This window comes from Xanthomonas albilineans, from assembly GCF_002939705.1.
Taxonomy (GTDB): Bacteria; Pseudomonadota; Gammaproteobacteria; order Xanthomonadales; family Xanthomonadaceae; genus Xanthomonas_A; species Xanthomonas_A albilineans.
Window position 1 is genome coordinate 56,186 of the sequence record NZ_MDCB01000008.1, and the last position, 17,592, is coordinate 73,777.

The 17,592-nt window shown below is 65.1% G+C and carries 21 protein-coding genes, 1 tRNA gene and 1 other RNA gene; 7 read left to right on the forward strand and 16 right to left on the reverse strand.

Annotation, left to right across the window (positions count from 1 at the left end; all coding sequences use genetic code 11):
* Window positions 1–49 precede the first annotated feature (49 nt).
* The 6 genes from acpP to XalbCFBP2523_RS08815 all read right to left on the reverse strand — a co-directional run bounded on the left by acpP (window position 50) and on the right by XalbCFBP2523_RS08815 (window position 4,332).
* A complete protein-coding gene (gene acpP / locus XalbCFBP2523_RS08790; RefSeq protein WP_012915156.1) occupies window positions 50–289 on the reverse strand; it encodes an acyl carrier protein in 240 nt (79 codons plus the stop codon).
* A 153-nt stretch (window positions 290–442) separates the two neighbouring features.
* The gene (fabG, locus tag XalbCFBP2523_RS08795) at window positions 443–1,186 is read right to left on the reverse strand and encodes a 3-oxoacyl-ACP reductase FabG (RefSeq protein WP_012915155.1); all 744 of its coding nucleotides are present in this window, start codon (window positions 1,184–1,186) and stop codon (window positions 443–445) included.
* Between the two features lie 90 nt (window positions 1,187–1,276).
* Window positions 1,277–2,221, reverse strand: a complete 945-nt coding sequence (gene fabD / locus XalbCFBP2523_RS08800; protein WP_045765303.1) for an ACP S-malonyltransferase — start codon at window positions 2,219–2,221, stop codon at window positions 1,277–1,279.
* A 225-nt stretch (window positions 2,222–2,446) separates the two neighbouring features.
* The gene (locus XalbCFBP2523_RS08805; protein ID WP_012915153.1) at window positions 2,447–3,430 is read right to left on the reverse strand and encodes a beta-ketoacyl-ACP synthase III; all 984 of its coding nucleotides are present in this window, start codon (window positions 3,428–3,430) and stop codon (window positions 2,447–2,449) included.
* A 96-nt stretch (window positions 3,431–3,526) separates the two neighbouring features.
* Entirely contained in the window at window positions 3,527–3,721 is a 195-nt protein-coding gene (gene rpmF, locus XalbCFBP2523_RS08810; RefSeq protein ID WP_012915152.1) for a 50S ribosomal protein L32, read from the reverse strand.
* Between the two features lie 101 nt (window positions 3,722–3,822).
* The gene (locus tag XalbCFBP2523_RS08815) at window positions 3,823–4,332 is read right to left on the reverse strand and encodes a YceD family protein (protein WP_045760437.1); all 510 of its coding nucleotides are present in this window, start codon (window positions 4,330–4,332) and stop codon (window positions 3,823–3,825) included.
* A 121-nt stretch (window positions 4,333–4,453) separates the two neighbouring features.
* On the opposite strand from XalbCFBP2523_RS08815, the gene XalbCFBP2523_RS08820 reads away from it, so the two are divergent.
* On the forward strand, window positions 4,454–5,026 hold the full coding sequence (locus XalbCFBP2523_RS08820; RefSeq protein ID WP_045765302.1) for a Maf family protein: 573 nt from the start codon (window positions 4,454–4,456) through the stop codon (window positions 5,024–5,026).
* Here XalbCFBP2523_RS08820 and XalbCFBP2523_RS08825 read toward each other — a convergent pair.
* Together XalbCFBP2523_RS08825 and XalbCFBP2523_RS08830 are read right to left on the reverse strand one after the other, a co-directional pair.
* Window positions 4,994–5,647, reverse strand: coding sequence for a hypothetical protein (locus XalbCFBP2523_RS08825; protein WP_045765301.1), 654 nt, complete (start codon window positions 5,645–5,647; stop codon window positions 4,994–4,996). The two genes, XalbCFBP2523_RS08820 and XalbCFBP2523_RS08825, sit on opposite strands and share 33 nt — an antisense overlap.
* Before the next feature lie 235 nt (window positions 5,648–5,882).
* Entirely contained in the window at window positions 5,883–7,733 is a 1,851-nt protein-coding gene (locus tag XalbCFBP2523_RS08830) for a glycosyltransferase family 39 protein (RefSeq protein WP_045765300.1), read from the reverse strand.
* Window positions 7,734–7,780: 47 nt separating this feature from the next.
* Between XalbCFBP2523_RS08830 and XalbCFBP2523_RS08835 the strand changes: the two genes are divergently transcribed.
* Genes XalbCFBP2523_RS08835 through XalbCFBP2523_RS08850 form a run of 4 tightly spaced genes read left to right on the forward strand, consistent with a single transcriptional unit; the run spans window position 7,781 to window position 12,150 of the window.
* Entirely contained in the window at window positions 7,781–8,734 is a 954-nt protein-coding gene (locus tag XalbCFBP2523_RS08835) for an AAA family ATPase (protein WP_045765299.1), read from the forward strand.
* A 5-nt stretch (window positions 8,735–8,739) separates the two neighbouring features.
* The gene (locus tag XalbCFBP2523_RS08840) at window positions 8,740–9,696 is read left to right on the forward strand and encodes a DUF58 domain-containing protein (protein ID WP_045765298.1); all 957 of its coding nucleotides are present in this window, start codon (window positions 8,740–8,742) and stop codon (window positions 9,694–9,696) included.
* The gene (locus tag XalbCFBP2523_RS08845) at window positions 9,689–11,638 is read left to right on the forward strand and encodes a transglutaminase TgpA family protein (RefSeq protein WP_045765297.1); all 1,950 of its coding nucleotides are present in this window, start codon (window positions 9,689–9,691) and stop codon (window positions 11,636–11,638) included. The genes XalbCFBP2523_RS08840 and XalbCFBP2523_RS08845 overlap by 8 nt, the downstream gene beginning before the upstream one ends.
* On the forward strand, window positions 11,635–12,150 hold the full coding sequence (locus XalbCFBP2523_RS08850) for a Slp family lipoprotein (protein ID WP_012915145.1): 516 nt from the start codon (window positions 11,635–11,637) through the stop codon (window positions 12,148–12,150). The genes XalbCFBP2523_RS08845 and XalbCFBP2523_RS08850 overlap by 4 nt, the downstream gene beginning before the upstream one ends.
* Before the next feature lie 112 nt (window positions 12,151–12,262).
* Here the strand turns inward: XalbCFBP2523_RS08850 and XalbCFBP2523_RS08855 are convergent, their stop codons facing one another.
* The 5 genes from XalbCFBP2523_RS08855 to dnaX all read right to left on the reverse strand — a co-directional run bounded on the left by XalbCFBP2523_RS08855 (window position 12,263) and on the right by dnaX (window position 15,756).
* The gene (locus XalbCFBP2523_RS08855; protein WP_012915144.1) at window positions 12,263–12,610 is read right to left on the reverse strand and encodes a histidine triad nucleotide-binding protein; all 348 of its coding nucleotides are present in this window, start codon (window positions 12,608–12,610) and stop codon (window positions 12,263–12,265) included.
* 82 nt (window positions 12,611–12,692) lie between these two features.
* Window positions 12,693–13,307 carry a recombination mediator RecR gene (gene recR, locus XalbCFBP2523_RS08860; protein ID WP_012915143.1) on the reverse strand — a complete coding sequence of 205 codons (615 nt, stop codon included), beginning with the start codon at window positions 13,305–13,307 and terminating at the stop codon, window positions 12,693–12,695.
* The gene (locus tag XalbCFBP2523_RS08865; protein ID WP_045765296.1) at window positions 13,304–13,579 is read right to left on the reverse strand and encodes a hypothetical protein; all 276 of its coding nucleotides are present in this window, start codon (window positions 13,577–13,579) and stop codon (window positions 13,304–13,306) included. Before XalbCFBP2523_RS08865 ends, recR begins: the two co-directional genes overlap by 4 nt.
* A 2-nt stretch (window positions 13,580–13,581) precedes the next feature.
* Complete coding sequence (locus XalbCFBP2523_RS08870) at window positions 13,582–13,902, reverse strand: YbaB/EbfC family nucleoid-associated protein (RefSeq protein ID WP_045765295.1); 321 nt, start codon at window positions 13,900–13,902, stop codon at window positions 13,582–13,584.
* 6 nt (window positions 13,903–13,908) lie between these two features.
* Window positions 13,909–15,756, reverse strand: coding sequence for a DNA polymerase III subunit gamma/tau (gene dnaX, locus XalbCFBP2523_RS08875; RefSeq protein ID WP_045765294.1), 1,848 nt, complete (start codon window positions 15,754–15,756; stop codon window positions 13,909–13,911).
* 237 nt (window positions 15,757–15,993) lie between these two features.
* Here dnaX and XalbCFBP2523_RS08880 point away from each other — a divergent pair.
* Window positions 15,994–16,086: transfer RNA gene (locus tag XalbCFBP2523_RS08880), tRNA-Ser, on the forward strand.
* Window positions 16,087–16,190: 104 nt separating this feature from the next.
* An RNA gene (gene ffs / locus XalbCFBP2523_RS08885) (signal recognition particle sRNA small type) lies at window positions 16,191–16,287 on the forward strand.
* 112 nt (window positions 16,288–16,399) lie between these two features.
* Here the strand turns inward: ffs and XalbCFBP2523_RS08890 are convergent.
* Genes XalbCFBP2523_RS08890 through moaC form a run of 3 tightly spaced genes read right to left on the reverse strand, consistent with a single transcriptional unit; the run spans window position 16,400 to window position 17,589 of the window.
* Entirely contained in the window at window positions 16,400–16,825 is a 426-nt protein-coding gene (locus tag XalbCFBP2523_RS08890) for a molybdenum cofactor biosynthesis protein MoaE (RefSeq protein ID WP_045765293.1), read from the reverse strand.
* A 3-nt stretch (window positions 16,826–16,828) separates the two neighbouring features.
* Window positions 16,829–17,074 (reverse strand): MoaD/ThiS family protein, encoded by a 246-nt coding sequence (locus XalbCFBP2523_RS08895; RefSeq protein WP_045765292.1) that lies wholly within the window; start codon window positions 17,072–17,074, stop codon window positions 16,829–16,831.
* Window positions 17,071–17,589: a cyclic pyranopterin monophosphate synthase MoaC gene (gene moaC, locus XalbCFBP2523_RS08900; RefSeq protein WP_045765291.1), complete on the reverse strand. Its 519-nt coding sequence runs from the start codon at window positions 17,587–17,589 to the stop codon at window positions 17,071–17,073. The genes XalbCFBP2523_RS08895 and moaC overlap by 4 nt, the downstream gene beginning before the upstream one ends.
* Between the last annotated feature and the right edge of the window lie 3 nt (window positions 17,590–17,592).

Genomic DNA, 17,592 nt, shown 5'->3' on the forward strand with positions numbered 1-17,592 from the left:
CACACGCATCGGACCAGCAAGGGCGTCGATGGCGATCTGGGACGGAGCATCAGCTCTTGACGTGCACCTTGACGTAGTCGATAGCCTGCTGCACCGAGGTAATCTTCTCGGCCTCTTCGTCCGGAATCTCGCACTCGAACTCTTCTTCCAGGGCCATCACCAGCTCGACGGTGTCCAGCGAGTCCGCACCGAGGTCATCGACGAACGATGCGCTGTTGGTGACTTCTTCTTCCTTGACGCCGAGTTGTTCGACGACGATTTTCTTGACGCGTTCTTCGATGGTGCTCATTGGGATATCGCTCCAGATGGAGGGGTGGTGGTTCGAAACGCCATCGGTCTGCGATGGCTACGTTGGATAGTGTAGTGGAAACCGACGGCCCGTTGCAGCGCAGCCCAAGCGTCAGCCAATCAGCAACTTAGCGGCACCTGTTGCATCACAGGCTCACGGCATGTACATCCCGCCGTTTACATGCAGGGTCTCGCCGGTGATGTAACCAGCGCAGGGACCGACCAGAAACGCCACCGCATGGGCGATGTCAGCAGTTTGACCAAGCTGGCCCAGCGCGATCTGCTGCAACAGCGCGGTACGCTGCGCTTCAGGCAGGGCCTTGGTCATATCGGTGTCGATGAAACCCGGCGCGACCACGTTGACGGTGATGCCGCGCGAACCGATTTCCTTGGCCATCGACTTGGAGAAGGCGATGATGCCGGCCTTGGCCGCGGCATAGTTGGCCTGTCCCGGATTGCCGGTCACCCCGACCACCGAAGCGATGTTGACGATGCGTCCCTTGCGCGCCTTCATCATGCCGCGCAGCACCGCCTTGGAGGTGCGGAACACACTGGTGAGGTTGGTATCGATGATCGCCTGCCAGTCCTCGTCGCGCATCCGCATCAGCAGCGTGTCGCGGGTGATGCCGGCGTTGTTGACCAGGATCGAAACAGGTCCGAATTCCTTTGCAATCGCCTCGATCAATGCATCGACCGCGGCGGCGTCGGTGACGTCCAGCGGGCGGCCATGACCACCGCTGGCGGCAAGCCGCGCGCCGATCGCCTGCGCACCGGCATCGGAGGTCGCGGTCCCGATGACAGTGGCGCCCTGCGCGGCCAGTTCATCGGCAATGGCTGCGCCGATACCGCGGCTGGCGCCGGTGACGAGAGCGATTTCTCCCTGCAATGGCTTGCTCATCTACATTTTCCTTCAGAGGCGGACGGCGCGCGATGCGCCAGGGAATGAACGCCGGCGTGGGCGGAGCGCCCGACGCACGACAACCGGATGTCAAACAGCCCAGGCCTCGCGCGCACCGACGAAATCGGTCGGTGCCGACAGGGGGCGACCATCGAGCGATTTGTCGATGCGTTTGATCAGCCCGGTCAACACTTTACCTGGACCGCACTCGGCCACCCGGGTGGCGCCACGCGCAGCCAGCGCCTGCACACAGTTGGTCCAACGCACTGGCAGGTACAACTGCTCGACCAGCGCCAGGCGGATGGCCTCGACACCATCGTGCACCTGCGCATCGACGTTCTGTACCACCGGCAACTGCGGCGCATGCCAAGCGACTCCACGCATCGCATCGGCCAGACGATTGGCCGCCTCACGCATCAACGGCGTGTGCGAGGGGACGCTGACCGCCAGCTTCACCACCTTGCGCACGCCACGCTCGCTCAGCAACGCCAGCGCACGCTCGACCGCAGCGGCATGGCCCCCGATCACCACCTGACCGGGCGCGTTGTAATTGGCGGGTATCACCACCTGACTGTCGGCAGCCTCCGCGCAGACCGCTTCGATCAGCGCATCCTCGGCACCGATCACCGCGGCCATCGCACCTACCCCGGCAGGAGCAGCATCCTGCATGAATTGACCACGCAACCGCACCAACTGCGCGCCATCATGCAGCGACAGTGCGCCAGCAGCGACCAGCGCGCTGTATTCGCCCAGGCTGTGCCCGGCGAGCAACGCCGGGCGTGCGCCGCCTTCGGCCAACCACAGACGCCACAGCGCCACGCTGGCCGCCAGCAGCGCCGGTTGCGTATATTCGGTGCGATTGAGCATCTCTTCCGGGCCGTCCTGACTCAGCGCCCATAGATCTACGCCGGCACCGTCGGAGGCCTCGACGAAGCTGTCACGTACTTGCGGATGTTGTTCGGCGACATCCGCCAGCATGCCCAACGATTGCGAACCTTGGCCGGGAAAGACAAAGGCGAGTGTGGAATCGGTCACACGGATGGCCCTGCAAAAATCGAGCGGCGATGATACGGGCGAAATCCGCCGTGCGTCTGTACCCGTGCGTATTGATGCGACACATCCACCACCATGGAAGGAACATAAGGAGGCCGCCAGCCCCATACCCAGGGGACGCACCGCAGCGCTCCCGACCGCACGTGCATACCGCGCGCGACCATCGGGCAGCCCAACGTCATCGGCACCGAATGCGCGCGAATCCGCTCAGTAGCGCAGGAGTGCCGAGCCCCAGGTGAAACCGCCGCCGAAGGCTTCCAGCAGCAGCAACTGGCCGCGCTGGACGCGACCTGAGCGCACTGCCACGTCCAGCGCCATCGGCACCGAGGCGGACGACGTGTTGCCATGCACGTCCACCGTGACCACCACCTGATCCATCGACATATCCAGGCGTTTTGCGGTGGCCTCGATGATGCGCAGGTTAGCCTGATGCGGAATCAACCAGTCCAGGTCGTGCTTGTCCAAGCCGTTGGCTTGCAGGGTCTCATCGACCACCGCATCCAGCGCCTTGACCGCGTATTTGAAGACCTCGCTGCCCTTCATCTGGATGCCACCACCAGCCAGATGGCCGGTGCCATCGACCAGCCCCGTGCCGATGCCAGTGGCGTTCAACAGGAGTTCCTTCTTGCTACCGTCGGCATGCAAATGCGTGCTGAGAATGCCGGTGTCCTCGTCGGCACGCAGCACCACCGCACCGGCGCCATCACCGAACAACACACAGGTGGTGCGCTCGGTCCAGTCGACGATGCGGCTGAGAATTTCGGTACCGATCACCAGCACGGTCTTGGCGTCGCCGCTGCGGATGAACTTGTCGGCCACGCCGAGCGCGTAGACGAAGCCGGAGCAGGCGGCATTGAGGTCCAGCGCCGGACAACCGACCGCCCCCAGCCGGGCCTGGATCAGGCAGGCGGTAGAGGGGAAGATCAAGTCGGGTGTCGTGGTACCGACAACGATCATGTCCAACTCGGCGGCCTGGATACCGGCGGCCTCGATCGCCTGCAGCGCGGCCTCGTAACCGAGGTCGCCAGCGGTCTGCCCGGGGGCCGCGATGTGCCGCTCGCGGATGCCGGTACGGCTACGGATCCATTCGTCGCTGGTCTCGACCATGTGCGACAGATCGTCGTTGGTCAATACTTTTTCAGGCAAATAACTACCTGTGCCCGCGATCCTAGAATAGATACGCTTGCTCATGCTGGTTCCTGTTACAGGTGACGCGGGCCGCCCGGCGTGGCGCGGCCTGTGAAGAGAGGTGCCCCCGTCCGCCGCAACGCGGTGGACGGACACGCATCAATCTTCTTCGACCTGCGCGGTCTTGGTGGCGATCACCTTCTTGCCACGGTAGTACCCCTCGGCGGTGACGTGGTGGCGCAGGTGGATCTCGCCGCTGGTAGGGTCGGTCGACAACTGCTTGGCGCTGAGGGCGTCGTGCGAACGGCGCTGGCCGCGGCGGGACGGGGTGACACGGGATTTCTGCACAGCCATGGGATTGCTCCAAACTCGGTTCGTTTACATCTGTCGTCATTACGTCGCGCAGGACGCGCGCGTCCGGCAACAACCTCAGGTAGCGGCAGGCAGGCCAGCCACTACGGTTTTTTCAGCGCGGCCAACGCCGCGAACGGGCTGACCTTGCGTATCTCTTCCTCGGTCGCCGACCAATCGCGATCGACCGCCTCGCTCCCGGGCGCCACCGGCACCAGCGGCACCGCCAACACCAGTTCGTCCTCGACCAGATCGGCGGGCCGCAGCATACCGTCGTCCGGCACCAGCAACGCCTCGTGTTCCGGCGGCAACGCGGCCTCTTCGGCCGCGTTGCGAATCAGCCCAAGCCGCTGCACGCTCGACACCGGCAGCAGAAAGCGCTGCAGACTGCGCTGACAAATCAGCGGCAATGCGGTCTCGATCCTCAATTCGACGTAGGACACTTGCATCACAGCATCGCGGCCGAATTCCAGCGTATAGCGGCATTCGCCTTCGGTATCGGCCAGACTGCCTTGCAGACGGGTCATCGCCGATAGCGGCAGACGGTCCTCGAAGACCCTGCGCGCTGCGACCATCCGCCAAGCATCCAACAGTTCGGGCACGTTCGCGGACATAAGCCGCAGAATGTTAAGGATTGCCAGTAGCACTGTCAAACCACCCCGTCCCGGCGCTTGCCCGCCCGCGACGGCCGTCGCAGACTGCCAGCCCCGCGCCATCATCCCGCCCCCATCGCCGATGCCGCCACTGATCCTGGCCTCCACGTCCATCTACCGCCGCGAATTGCTGCTGCGACTCCGCCTACCGTTCGATTGCGTACGTCCGCAGGTCGAGGAGACACCACTGCCCGGCGAAACGCCGTTCACGCTGGCACAGCGTCTGGCTGCCGCCAAAGCAGCGGCCGTCGTCCCCCATGCCAGCGACGCCTGGGTCATCGGGGCCGACCAGGTCGCCGAACTGGACGGCCAACCACTGGGCAAGCCCGGCGATGCCGTCACGGCACGGGCGCAACTGGCGGCCATGTCCGGACGCACTGTGCGCTTCCACACCGCCGTGTGCCTGCAACGCGGCGCACGGACGCTACATGCATGCGACTTGACCGAAGTGCAGTTCCGCGACCTGCACGCCGATGCCATCGCCCGTTACGTCGATGCCGAGCAACCGCTGGACTGCGCAGGCAGTTTCAAGTGCGAAGGTCTTGGCATCAGCCTGTTCCGCGCGATCAACACCCAGGATCCGACCGCGCTGATCGGGCTGCCCTTGATCGCGCTGGCCGGGCTACTGCGCGAGGCCGGCTATCTGCTCCCCTGACCTCTGCAAAGGCTCGGCCGATCCGAATCGCGAGCATAGACCAAGATGCCCCGCAGATGGAACACACATGAGCAGCCGCTTGGCAACAGAAGATGCGCGATGCAGGAGAATCAACCCCAAGGCCACTGGAAACGCCACCAACGTCGTGGAAAAACCCAATACTCCAACCACCGTAACAGCCACAGCGAGCAAGTCACCCTTCCAAGCAAGCTGGGGATCGGTCAACACATAGACTGGCACGATGCATCCCAGCAAACTGACGAATACAGCGACCTGCCAGCCCCACTGCAAGTTGATCAAATGTCCAGGATAAAGTGCCAGGAACACGAACACGCATCCCCAGCCAGAATGCAGCCACACGCCGAATTCGCGCAGCACCATCCGTAGCAGAACCGCAGCAGAAAAACTCAGCAATACCACACTGACAAGACAATCCAGCCAAGTCTGGCCACCGGATACACGAGTCGTGAGCAGCAAAATCGCATAGGCCGCCGTGTGCAGATGGCTGCCATCGTGAACTTTCCAGAAATCCGATCTCGCCAAGTGTCCATCTTCCCAGGCTTGATAGATCGGCACCAAATCGATGTTATCCCAGAGCAGAATCGGGATACGCCACGCCATTGCGAGGCACGCAGTGAGGACAATCCCAAATACAAACAACCACCAGACACTATGTCGGCCTCAACTGTCCAAACCGATATAAACATGTCGACAATACGCCGCGACCACGACTCATCTGCGCATCAATGCTATACATCGGCATTAAACTCTCGCCTCGCTAGCTTTCATAAGACAGATTAAGATTCTGGAACGCAGAAATCGCCTCACGCCGTTCAATTCCACGATGCAATGGACTTTACTTCTTCGCATCCAAAATGATCGACTGCTCCAGCCAATCCTCGACGCTACCGTCGCGACCATAGAGGCGCAGACCAAGCCAATGCGTTCCCGGCGTCAGCGCGCTGGCGTCGAGCGTGGCACGGAAACCAATGTTCGGATGGCCAGGATCGGTGGAGATATTCCAGAACGCGGCGACGTCATTGCGCTCGCCATAGCGTGCCTGCGCGGCAACCTTGCCATCGAGCAACAGCTCCACGCGCGCGATCCCGACCCCGTCCTTGAACGCCCAACCAGACACCTCCACACGACGCCCAACCGCTGCGTCGACAGCCGGCGTATCGATCCAGGCCATCGCCGGCGTGGTGCACGGGCCGGGCAGGCGCTGAGCCGGCAACGCAAATAACAGGAACCGCTGGCTGCCATGGTCACTGGACACCACCTGCGGCGGCGGCAATGGACCGACCAGGTCGCAGACTGCGTGGTAGCGCTGCAACAGCAGCCGGTATCGCATGTCGCTCGGCGAAAGCACCAGCAGGCGCGGTCCGTCGCGGTGGCCATCGCTGAGCAACCCCCATTGCCGCAGTTGCGCACTGCGCCCGTGCTTGGTGTTCAGCGGATGCGGCAGCACCTGAATGTCGGGATCGTGCAATTGGAAACCGAGTTCGGCACCGACCTTGAAATTGTCCGCCAACACCTGTGTGCCCGCAGGCATCGTTGCCAGTTCGCGGCGCACCGCCGCCGCCAGCGGCTGCCAGCCGGCGAAATTGCGCGGGTAATATTTGTCGCCAGCAGCATGCTCGCGTACCGCCGGTAACGACACCGCCAAATAGTAGCCGAATGCGCCGATCAACCCCAGCCCGGTCAGCAGCCAGGTCGCGCGACGCAGCCGCTTGGACCAGCCGTTGAGGATCACCGGCGTGGCGATCAACAAGGCCAGATAGCCTGGCAACGGCCAGTGGAAACTGACCCGCTCGACATCGGTAAAGAAACCGAGCAGGAAGATGCCCAGAGTGGACACGCCACCGAGCAGACCGAAGTAACGCCACTGCACCCGTGCTCCACCGTTACCGCCACCACGCGCGGCGATCAAGGCAACCTTTGCCATCGCCACCGCCAGCAATGGCGTCACCAACAGCAGTTGGATCAACACGAACCCGATGCCGGCGGACTGGAAGCTCCAAGGGTGGCGATCGATCAACTGAAACTTGAGGCCAGCCTCGCCGTTGTCCACATTCCACGCCAGCAACGGCAGCCAGGCGACGATGCCCAGCGCCAGCGCGACCCACACCTGCGGATCGCGCAGCATGCGCCTACCCTGCGGAATCAGCAGCAAGGCGATCGCACCGACCCCGATCACGCCGACAAAACGGTAGTGACTCAGTGCACCGATGCTCAGACCCAGCGCCAATTCCACCGCACTCATCGCCTCGACCTTGCGTAGCAAACGCGCGCTGGCGTCGATGCACAGGATCGTCGCCAGCGCCATCGGTACGTCCGGCAACGCGAGAATACCCAGCGTCCCCGACAGGGGCATCAACAAGGTCAGACTGCCGGCACGCCAACCCGCCACCGCGCCGAACCAGCGCGTGGCAATGCGCGCGATCAGCCACGGCATCCCTGCACTCAACAACAGGAAGGGCGCGCGCAACGCCAACAAATGATCGCCGCCGATGGCCACGCCCAGCCGCACCAGCCAGGCGGTGAGCCCAGGCAGATCGGAGTAAGCAGCGGCCAGATGCTGGCCCTCTTGCCAATAGAATGCTTCGTCCACGAATAATGGCAAATGCGCAGCCACCAGCAATTTGGCAGCCGTCACCACTATCCACAGCACCAGAAAGATGCTGCGTGCACGTTGTTCGCCTTGCATTGCCCGTAAACTCCCTCAAACCGTTGCGAGACCGCTGCGAGAATGCGATGCCGACTCCGCCCCGCTTACCGGGAATGCTAACCGATACGCTGCGCGAAGCACTCGCAGGTGCGCAGCGGCAGGTCAATGCGCTGGTGCTGGGCAAGCCGCAGCAGGTGCGCATGGCCTTTGTCGCCTTGTTATCGGGTGGACACCTGCTGATCGAAGACCTGCCAGGCCTCGGCAAGACCACCCTGGCGCATGCGTTGGCGGCGAGCCTGGGCCTGGGTTTCCAGCGCGTGCAGTTCACCTCCGACCTGTTGCCGGCCGATGTGCTCGGGGTTTCGGTGTACGACCCGCAATCGCGTCAATTCCAGTTCCATCCCGGGCCGGTGTTCACCCACGTGCTGCTCGCCGACGAGATCAACCGCGCACCACCGCGTACCCAGAGCGCGCTGCTGGAGGCAATGGCCGAGCAGCAAGTCACTCTGGATGGCACCACGCATCCGTTGCCGGCGCCGTTCTTCGTCATCGCCACACAGAATCCGGTAGATCTGTCGGGCACCTTTGCGCTGCCCGACTCGCAATTGGACCGCTTTTTGCTGCGCCTGTCGCTTGGTTATCCGAATGCAGAGTCCGAGCGCGCGCTGCTCAGCGGCAGCGACCGCCGCGACTTGATCGCACAAGCACAGCCGCTGCTCAGTGATACCGACATCGCCACGCTGCGGCACAGCGTGGAGCAGATTCATGCCAGTGACGCGCTGGTTGGTTACGTCCAGGCATTAATGGCACGCAGTCGCCAGCATCCGGGAATCCGCGTGGGCCTGTCGCCACGCGCCGGCATCGCACTACTGCGCGCCGCCAAGGCACATGCGTTGCTGCTCGGTCGCAGCCATGTCCTGCCCGACGATGTGCAGGCACTGTTCGTGGAGGTGGCCGAGCACCGGCTGGTGGCCGAGCAGGAATCGGCTTCCGGACAGGCGCTGGCCAAAGCAATCCTGCACAGCGTCGCCGTGGACTGACACCGATGCCGGCACGGCAACGCGACTGGCGGCAACGACTAGCACGGCTGGCGACGCCACGCGATCCGGAACCCCTGCCAGTGCGACTGGACCGGCGCCGCATCTACATCCTGCCGACGCCGTTCGGCAACTTCATCGCCCTGCTGCTGGCAACGATGCTGCTCGGCGCGCTGAACTACAACAACAATCCGGCACTGCTGCTGGCGATGCTGCTAGCCGCGACCGCGATTGCCAGTGCCATCGTGGCACATCTGCAACTCTCGGGACTGCGCCTGGACGCCCTATCGGCGCAACCCGTCGCCGCCGGCAGCCGACTGCGACTGCGGTTGGCGCTGACAGCCAACGACGGCCGCCGCCGGCGCGGCCTGCGCGTGCGCTACGGCGAAGCGCTGGCCTACCTCGATCTGCACGACGACGATCGCAACGAAGCCGATCTGAACATCCCCACCGAACGCCGCGGCTGGATGGATCTGCAACGCATCCAGATCTCCACCACCCAGCCACTGGGTCTGCTGCGCGCCTGGGCCTGGTTCTGGCCCGAGACTCCACTGCTGATCTATCCGCAACCGGAAGCCGACGGCCCGCCAGTGCCGGCCGGTACCGGCACACCCACGCAAACCCGGCTGCATGCACTCGGAGAGGAACTCCACCAGTTGCGTCCCTATCGCACCGGCGATGCACCACGCACGATCGCCTGGAAGCATTCCGCACGCCGCGACACCCTGCTGGTGCGCGAGTACGAACGCCCAATCGGTGTGGACGTAGTGCTGGACTGGCGCATGCTGCCAACACTGCCTTACGAGCGCCGCATCGCACGGCTGGCGCGCTGGGTCGACGAAGCCGAGCGCGATGGCCGCCGTTATCGCCTGTTGCTGCCGGGGCATCCCACGCTAGGTCCGGGCCGTGGCCCGCAGCACCGACACCTGTGTCTGCGCGCGCTAGCGCTGTTGCCGCATGACTGAGTCGCGCACGCCTGCGTTGAGCGCATCCAGCCGGGCCTGGGCACTGAGCACTGCGCTACTGTCGCTGCTGCCGCTGCTGTTACAACTGCCCACTGCACTGGCCTGGCTGATCGCACTGGCCGCGCTTGTGGTGGGCGCCAGTTCGGCCTGGCGCCCACTACCCGCCGCGCTGCGTCTGGCACTGGTCGCGGCGATGCTGACGACGCTGTACTGGCAAGCCGGGCTGCGCTTCGGTCGCGACACCGGATGTGCCCTGCTCGCGGCCATGTTGGCGATCAAACCATCGGAACTGCACACGCTACGCGACGCGCGCAGCCTGCTCGGCTTCGCGCTGTTCGCGCCTTTCGCCGCCTTCCTGCTGGATCAAGGACCGGCGACGATGGCAATGGCGCTGGCCGCGGTGATCCTCGCCCTGCTGTGCATGCAGCGTCTGGCCGATCAGGAAGGGCACAGCGAACGCCGTCCACTGCGCGGGCAACTGCGCAGTGTCGGCCGTCTGCTGGCGCTGGGCCTGCCACTGGCGCTGGCTGCATTCTGGCTGTTTCCGCGCCTTGGCGCGCCTCTGTGGGGCGTGCCGGAACGCGCACTGGGCCGGCCCGGTCTGTCGGACACGATGACACCAGGACAATGGCTGGACCTGATGGCCGACGACACCCCGGCACTACGCGTACAGTTCTTCGGCCCGGTGCCGCCGCCCACCGAGCGTTACTGGCGTGGACCGGTACTGTGGGATTTCGACGGCCGCACCTGGCGCACTCAGGACGACAATGCAACGGCGCCCGCACCAACCATGCAATCCGGCCCCAATGCGTGGGACTACCAGATCGAAGTGGAGCCGACCGACCGCCGCCAACTGGTCGCTCTGGAACTGCCGCTACAGGCGCCCGCCGGCACCCGGCTCTCGGCAGACGCCGTGCTGCAAACCGAGCAACCGCTCAGCGCACTGACCCGTTGGCACCTGCGCTCGGCACCGCCGCAGTGGCTACAAACCGATCTGGCACCCGCGCAGCGCCAGCGCGCACTGGCGCTGCCACCGGGCTATAACCCGCGCACCCTGGCGCTGGCACGGCAATGGCGACAACAAGCCGGCAGCGACGATGCGGCAATCGTCGCCCGCGCACTGCAATGGATCCGCCACGACTTCGCCTACACCCTGCAAACGCCACTACCCGGCCGCGACAGTGTGGACGAATTCCTGTTCCGGCAGAAAGCCGGCTTCTGCGAACACTTCAGTTCGGCCTTCGTGGTGCTGATGCGTGGCGCCGGCATTCCCTCCCGCATCGTCACCGGCTATGCCGGCGGCACCCGCAACCGGCTCGGCGACTACTGGGTGGTCCGACGCATGGACGCGCACGCCTGGGCCGAGGTGTGGCTGGCGCAACGCGGCTGGGTGCGCGTGGACCCGACCGCAGCGGTCGCACCGGAACGCATCTACGACACCCTGGAAGACCGCATCGGTGGCGACGGCACGACACAGGGCGACGGCGCCATCTGGCAGTGGCGCGATGTCGCCGACTGGGCCCGCCGTGGGTGGAACGATCTGGTCCTATCCTTCGACGCCAATCGCCAGCAGCTGCTGCTGCGCCATATCGGCATCACCCGGCTGGAGCCAACACAACTAGTGGCCCTGTTCGCCGGTTGCGCGGCGCTACTGTTAGGCGCGATGGCCTGGTGGCTGGCCCGTGCCGAACGCGAGCGCGACCCGTTGTTGCGGGCCTGGCGGCGCCTTGGTCGCCGCTATGCGCGGCTGGGCCTGGAGCGCCAGATGCACGAACCAGCACTGACGTGGGCCGCACGCGTGCACCGGAGAGTGGGCGACGCAGGGCTGATTTCGCTCAGCCGGCGTTTCGCCGATGCGCGCTACGCTGGCGCCGATTCGGACAGCGCTTCATTGTTGCGCGACCTGCGCAGGCACCGTCCGCCAACAGGAGCATCTCGATGAAGACCCGCCTGCTGTTCCCCATGCTCGCCGCGCTGGTCCTGGGCGCCTGCGCGACCGCCCCCAAACCGCTGCAAGGCCAGTTCGCTTCCGTCACCCCACGCGATTCGGTCACTGGACAGCAAGTCGGCGCCGCCGTGCGCTGGGGCGGCAAGATCATCAAGACCATGCCCGGCCAGGGCCAGACCTGCTTCCAGATGCTGTCGCGTCCACTCAACGCCAGCGGCCGACCGGACAGCGACTCGGCCGACGCCAGCGATGGCCGTTTCGTCGCCTGCCGCTCCGGCTTCTACGATCCCGCCGTGTTCGAACCTGGCCGTGAAGTGACCTTTATCGGCCACGTCGCCGGCTATGAGAACACCCACATCGGCGAATACGACTATCGCCTGGCGAAAATGGATGCCGACGTGGTTTACCTGTGGCCGGTCGTGCGTCAGGTCGAGGTGGTACCGGCCTATCCTTATGGCCCCTGGGGACCTTGGGGTCCGTGGGGTCCGCGCTGGGGCTGGTGGTGAACCTTCTCTCGCGTTGAACCAAGAATGCAAAACGCCGCTGGGTCAGCGGCGTTTTGCATTGCGCGCCACAGTGACACGCCAGCGGCGCACCGACATCCGGCTACAGCCGCGCTCAGGGCGTACCGAAGCGCCCCAACGGCGCACCCGCCAGCAAATGCAAGTGCAAGTGGAACACGGTCTGTCCGCCATGCTCGCGGCAGTTGATCACCACACGATAGCCATCCTCGGCCAGACCTTGTGCGCGTGCGTAGCTGGCCGCAGCCAGCACCAGTTTTCCGACCAGGGTGGCCTGGTCCGGCAGCAGATCGTCCAGCGTGGGAATCTCCAGCTGCTTGGGAATGAACAACACGTGCACCGGCGCCTGCGGCGCGATGTCCTTGAAGCCGAGGACGACATCGTCTTCGTAGACGATGTTGGCCGGAATTTCACGACGAATGATCTTGCCGAAGATGGTATCCATGGAGCATGCCCGAAACGGTAAAGAGGGGGAGCCGTTATAGCCCAATCCGGCGCGGTGCCGCAGCTGCGCAGCACAAAGCGCGCTACTCGCCCACGCCGCCGCGCGGCACTTCGTTGCGGCTGCCGAACGCATGCGACAACGTGCCGCGGTCCACGTATTCCAGTTCACCGCCCAGCGGCAAGCCCTGCGCCAGCCGGCTCGGCCGCACACCATGCTGGCGGGCCAACTGCGCCAGATAATGCGCGGTGGCCTCGCCCTCGACCGTGGAATTGGTGGCGATGATCAGTTCGGCGACCTCGCCCTGCGCCAGCCGCGCGCCGAGTCGATCCAGACCGAGTTCGCGCGGACCGATGCCGTCCAGTGGCGACAGCCGTCCCTGCAGAATGAAATACAGCCCGCGATAGCCGGTGGCCTGTTCGATCGCCAAGCGGTCGGCCGGCGACTCCACCACGCACAACTGTTGGCGGTCACGACCAGGGCTGGCGCAGATCGCACAGATATCGGTTTCGCTGAAATCGCGGCATTGCGTGCAGTGGCCGACCCGCGCAATCGCCGCATGCAGGGTGTCGGCCAGACGCTGCCCACCGGCGCGTTCGCGTTCGAGCACGTGATACGCCATCCGCTGCGCGGTTTTCTGACCGACCCCCGGCAGGATGCGGAACGCCTCGATCAACTGTTCGAGCAGCGGCGAACTCATGCGCCCCGCGCGCTCCAGGACTGCGCGACGTCAAAACAGTCGAACATTCCGCGAAACCGGCACATCGCCTGGACCATCACGGCATCGATCCGCGCCTTCAATTCCCGGCTGTACTCGGGCGACATCGGCCACCCGATGTCCTCGACTTGCGCACAGTGCGCACCCTTGCACTGCGACAACATCAACACTGCGGGATCGCCTTGCTCGCCGTCGCTGGCGGCGCCATTGCCCGTGCCGCCGAACGGATAATCGTCGCGTCTGCCGTTCGCCATGCTCAGAACGGCAGCTTCATGCCCGGCGGAATCGGCATCCCGGCAGTCGCCGCGCCCATCCGCTGCTTGGACTCGGCATCGACTTTGTTGGAAGCATCGTTGAAAGCGGCGGCGATCAGGTCCTCGGCCATCTCCTGGTCGGACAGAATGCTCGGATCGATCCGTACCTTGCGGCACTCCTTGGCCCCGGTCAGAGTCACGCTGACCATGCCGCCACCGGCGCTGCCGGTGACTTCCAGCTTCGCCAGTTCTTCCTGGGCACGCTGCAGGTTTTCCTGCATCTTCTGCGCCTGTTGCATCAATTGGGCGATATTGCCGCGCATCGTGGTTCACTCATCGTAGGGACGGATGGAATCGGGTACGACCCGCGCGCCTTGCTGCTGCATCAGCGCTTGCACCGCCGGGTCGTTGAGGAACGCAGCCTCGGCCTCGTTCTGACGTTCGCCGCGTTGACGGTGCGAACGCTCGTGCAGGGTTTCGGTATCGACCGCGATGCCGCTTTCGATCACGATCTTCGACCGTTGGCCGAGTGCCTCGGCCAACGCCTCGGCCAGTTCGCCGAGCGAACGGTCCGACTGCAAATATTCGAAACCCGGCGACAACGACAGCCGCAGCACGCCCTCGGCATGGCTGACGAAGGCGGCATTGGCCGCGAGTTGCCGCGACGGACCAGTCAGGCCGCAGTCGGCGACCAGTGCCAGCCAGTCCTCGGTGCTATGCAGACCGCGTAGCCCGCCAACGGCAGCCGACGATGGCGCACGCGGCACCTCGGTCGGCGGCGGCACTGTATCGGCTTCGGCGGCTGACGCAAGCGGCGGGCGCGTGGTGGTCGACATTGGCGCAGCGGGCGCGGCCGGACGTGCCGGCGACGGCGCGGGTGGATCCCACGGTGGATCCAGCGCAGTCGCGGACGCGTTGGAGGCATTGGTAGATGTCTGGACGACTGTCGGCGTCGGCGACATGATCGATGCGGAAGGAGTTACCGCCGCCACCGTCGACGGGGACGCGGCCGGCGCAGTGGAAGCGGCCGACATCGCGCCATGCTGCTCCTGCGCTGGCGCGCCCGCAACGGACGCCGCCGGCAATGCCGCAGCGTTCGCTGGGCGGAACGCCAGCATCCGCAACACCGCCATCTCGAACCCGGCGCGCGGACTCGGCGCCAGATACAGATCGCGGCGCCCATTCAATGCCATCTGGTACCACAGTTGCACGATTTCCGGACGCAGCCGCTCGGCCAGCGGCGCCAGATCCAAACCGTCCAGCGTATCCAACGCCGCACCCGGCACCAGTTGCCGTACCTGGATGCGATGCAGCGTCTCGGCCAGCGCCTCCAGCACGCCGCCCCAATCCGGGGAGAACTCGGCCAAACCCGCGACGACCTGCAGCAATCGCGCCCCATCGGCATCGACCAGCGCATCGAGCATCGCACCGACCTGAGTGCGATCGACCGTCCCCAGCATCGTCCGCACCACCTCCTCGCGCAGCGCGCCGCCGGCGTAGGCGATAGCCTGATCGAGCAGCGACAGCCCATCGCGCAGACTGCCGTCGGCGGCCTTGGCCAACTGCACGATGGCCGAGGCATCCACCTCGATCTGCTCGGCCGCCAGAATCTTGGTCATCTGCCCCTGGATCTGCATCTCGTCCAGGCGTTTGAGGTTGAACTGCAAGCAGCGCGACAGCACCGTCACCGGCAGCTTCTGCGGATCGGTGGTGGCGAGCAGAAACTTCACGTGCTCCGGCGGCTCTTCCAGCGTTTTCAGCAACGCGTTGAACGCCGCCTTCGACAGCATGTGCACTTCGTCGATCAGATAGACCTTGAATTTGCCGCGCGAAGGCATGTACTGCGCGTTTTCGATCACCTCGCGCACATCGTCCACGCCTGTGTTGGACGCGGCGTCGATCTCCAGCAGGTCGATATAGCGGCCGGCATCGATGTCCAGGCAGGCTGCACACTTGCCGCACGGATCGGCACTGGTGCCCTGCTCGCAGTTCAGGGACTTGGCGAAGATGCGCGCGATGGTGGTCTTGCCGACGCCGCGCGTGCCGGTGAACAGAAAGGCATGGTGGACCCGCCCGCTGTCCAGGGCATTGGTGAGCGCACGGACCACATGCTCCTGCCCCACCAGTTCGGCAAAACGCTTGGGGCGCCACTTGCGGGCGAGAACGAGATAGGACATCAGGCGACCGTCTTCATCTGAACCGTCATTGTGCCATGTCGCGCCCGGGTCATCGCTCAGGCGCCAGCGCGGGCCCCACCCATCTCTCGCGGACTGGGAAAACGCGGGGTCCAGGCGCTGCGCGACCATGAACAGGCGGCGGCCAGCCTGAGCGCCGCCGTTCGCTCACCTTGTGAATGGAGGCCGCGGCGGCTAGAATTCCGCCCTTGCGCGGACCGCTGGCCCGCGCAAGAAACCGGAGAGGTGTCCGAGTGGTTGAAGGAGCACGCCTGGAAAGTGTGTAAGCGTCTAAACCGCGCTTCGGGGGTTCGAATCCCCCTCTCTCCGCCAGTTTCCCTGCGCCGCCCCTGCGCAGAACTCCTTCGCCTCTCGCGCAGGAATTCCTAAACGGGCAAGAACCGCGCCGCTGGCGCGGTTTCGTCTCTATGGTGGCCCCGTCGGCCCCTCGCGACGCTAGATCGAAAACCCCGCCAGGGCCGGAAGGCAGCAACGGTATCGATCGACGCGGGCGCCGAGGTTAGCCGGCGGGGTCGCCACCCTACTACCCCTGTTCGCACTTTCGCATCGCTGATGCTTCTGGCTTGCTGCGCGCTCGCACCTCGTCGGGCAACTGCGGCGTGCGCGTTGCGCGATGCCACACGCGCTATTCCGGATGCAACCAGCCCGCGTCGCCGTCGCGGTAGCGCTCGTGTTTCCAGATCGGCACGCGCGCCTTGACCTCGTCGATGACATAACGGCAGGCGCCGAAGGCGGCATCGCGATGCGCGGCGATCACGCCCACCCATACGGCCAAATCGCCGATCGCCAAGTCGCCGGTACGGTGGACGCAGCGCAGATCGAGAATGGCGAAACGGGCCAATGCCTCGTCGGCGATGCGCTGGCCTTCGACCTCGGCCAGGGCGGCATAGGCCTCGTAGCGCAGGCCATCGACGGCGCGACCGTCGTTGTGATCGCGCACCCAGCCTTCGAAGCTGGCATAGGCACCGGCCTGTGCATGCGCCAGCGGCACGCGCAACGCGACAGGATCGAGTGCGTCGTCGGCAAGATGGAAACGCGACGCGGTGGACATCGCTCAGCCTCCCGACACCGGCGGAATGAACACCACTTCCGTGCCATCGCGCAATGCGTCGCCCCAATCGGCGAAGGCGCCATCCACCGCCACACGCAGGCGTTGCACAGGCCAGCGCAGGCCGTGCCGGGCGTCGAGTTCGGCGTACAACGCGCGCAGATCGGGCACGGCCGTTTGCACCTGTTCTCGGTCAATTCCCGCCGCCTCGCGCAGGCTGGCGAAATACAGCACGGTCACCGAGACGCTCATGCCACGCTCCCGACATCGCGCTTGCCGCCACGTTTGCCGAGCAATCGCACCGGACCGATGGTCATCGCATGGGTCAGCGCTTTGCACATGTCGTACACAGTTAACGCGGCGATGCTGGCGCCGGTCAAGGCTTCCATCTCCACGCCGGTACGGTGCACGGTGCGCACGCGGCATTGGATACGCAACACCTGCGGCGACGCCCAGTCGATGGCGAAACGGCAGCCGTCGATCGGCAACGGATGGCAGAACGGAATCAATTCGTGGGTGCGCTTGACCGCCAACGTGCCGGCGATCACTGCGGTGTCGACGATGCCGCCCTTGGCGCTGCGTAGCGCATCGGCGCGCAATTGCGCGGCCACCGCCGCAGGAAAGCGCACCCGCGCTTCGGCCACCGCCACGCGCGCGGTGGCGGGCTTGGCGGAAACGTCCACCATCGCAGGCAGTCCCTGCAGGTCCAGATGAGTCAGTGTCGGCGCCGATGCGCCTGCGGACTTGGCGGATCTTTTCTTGGTCATGGA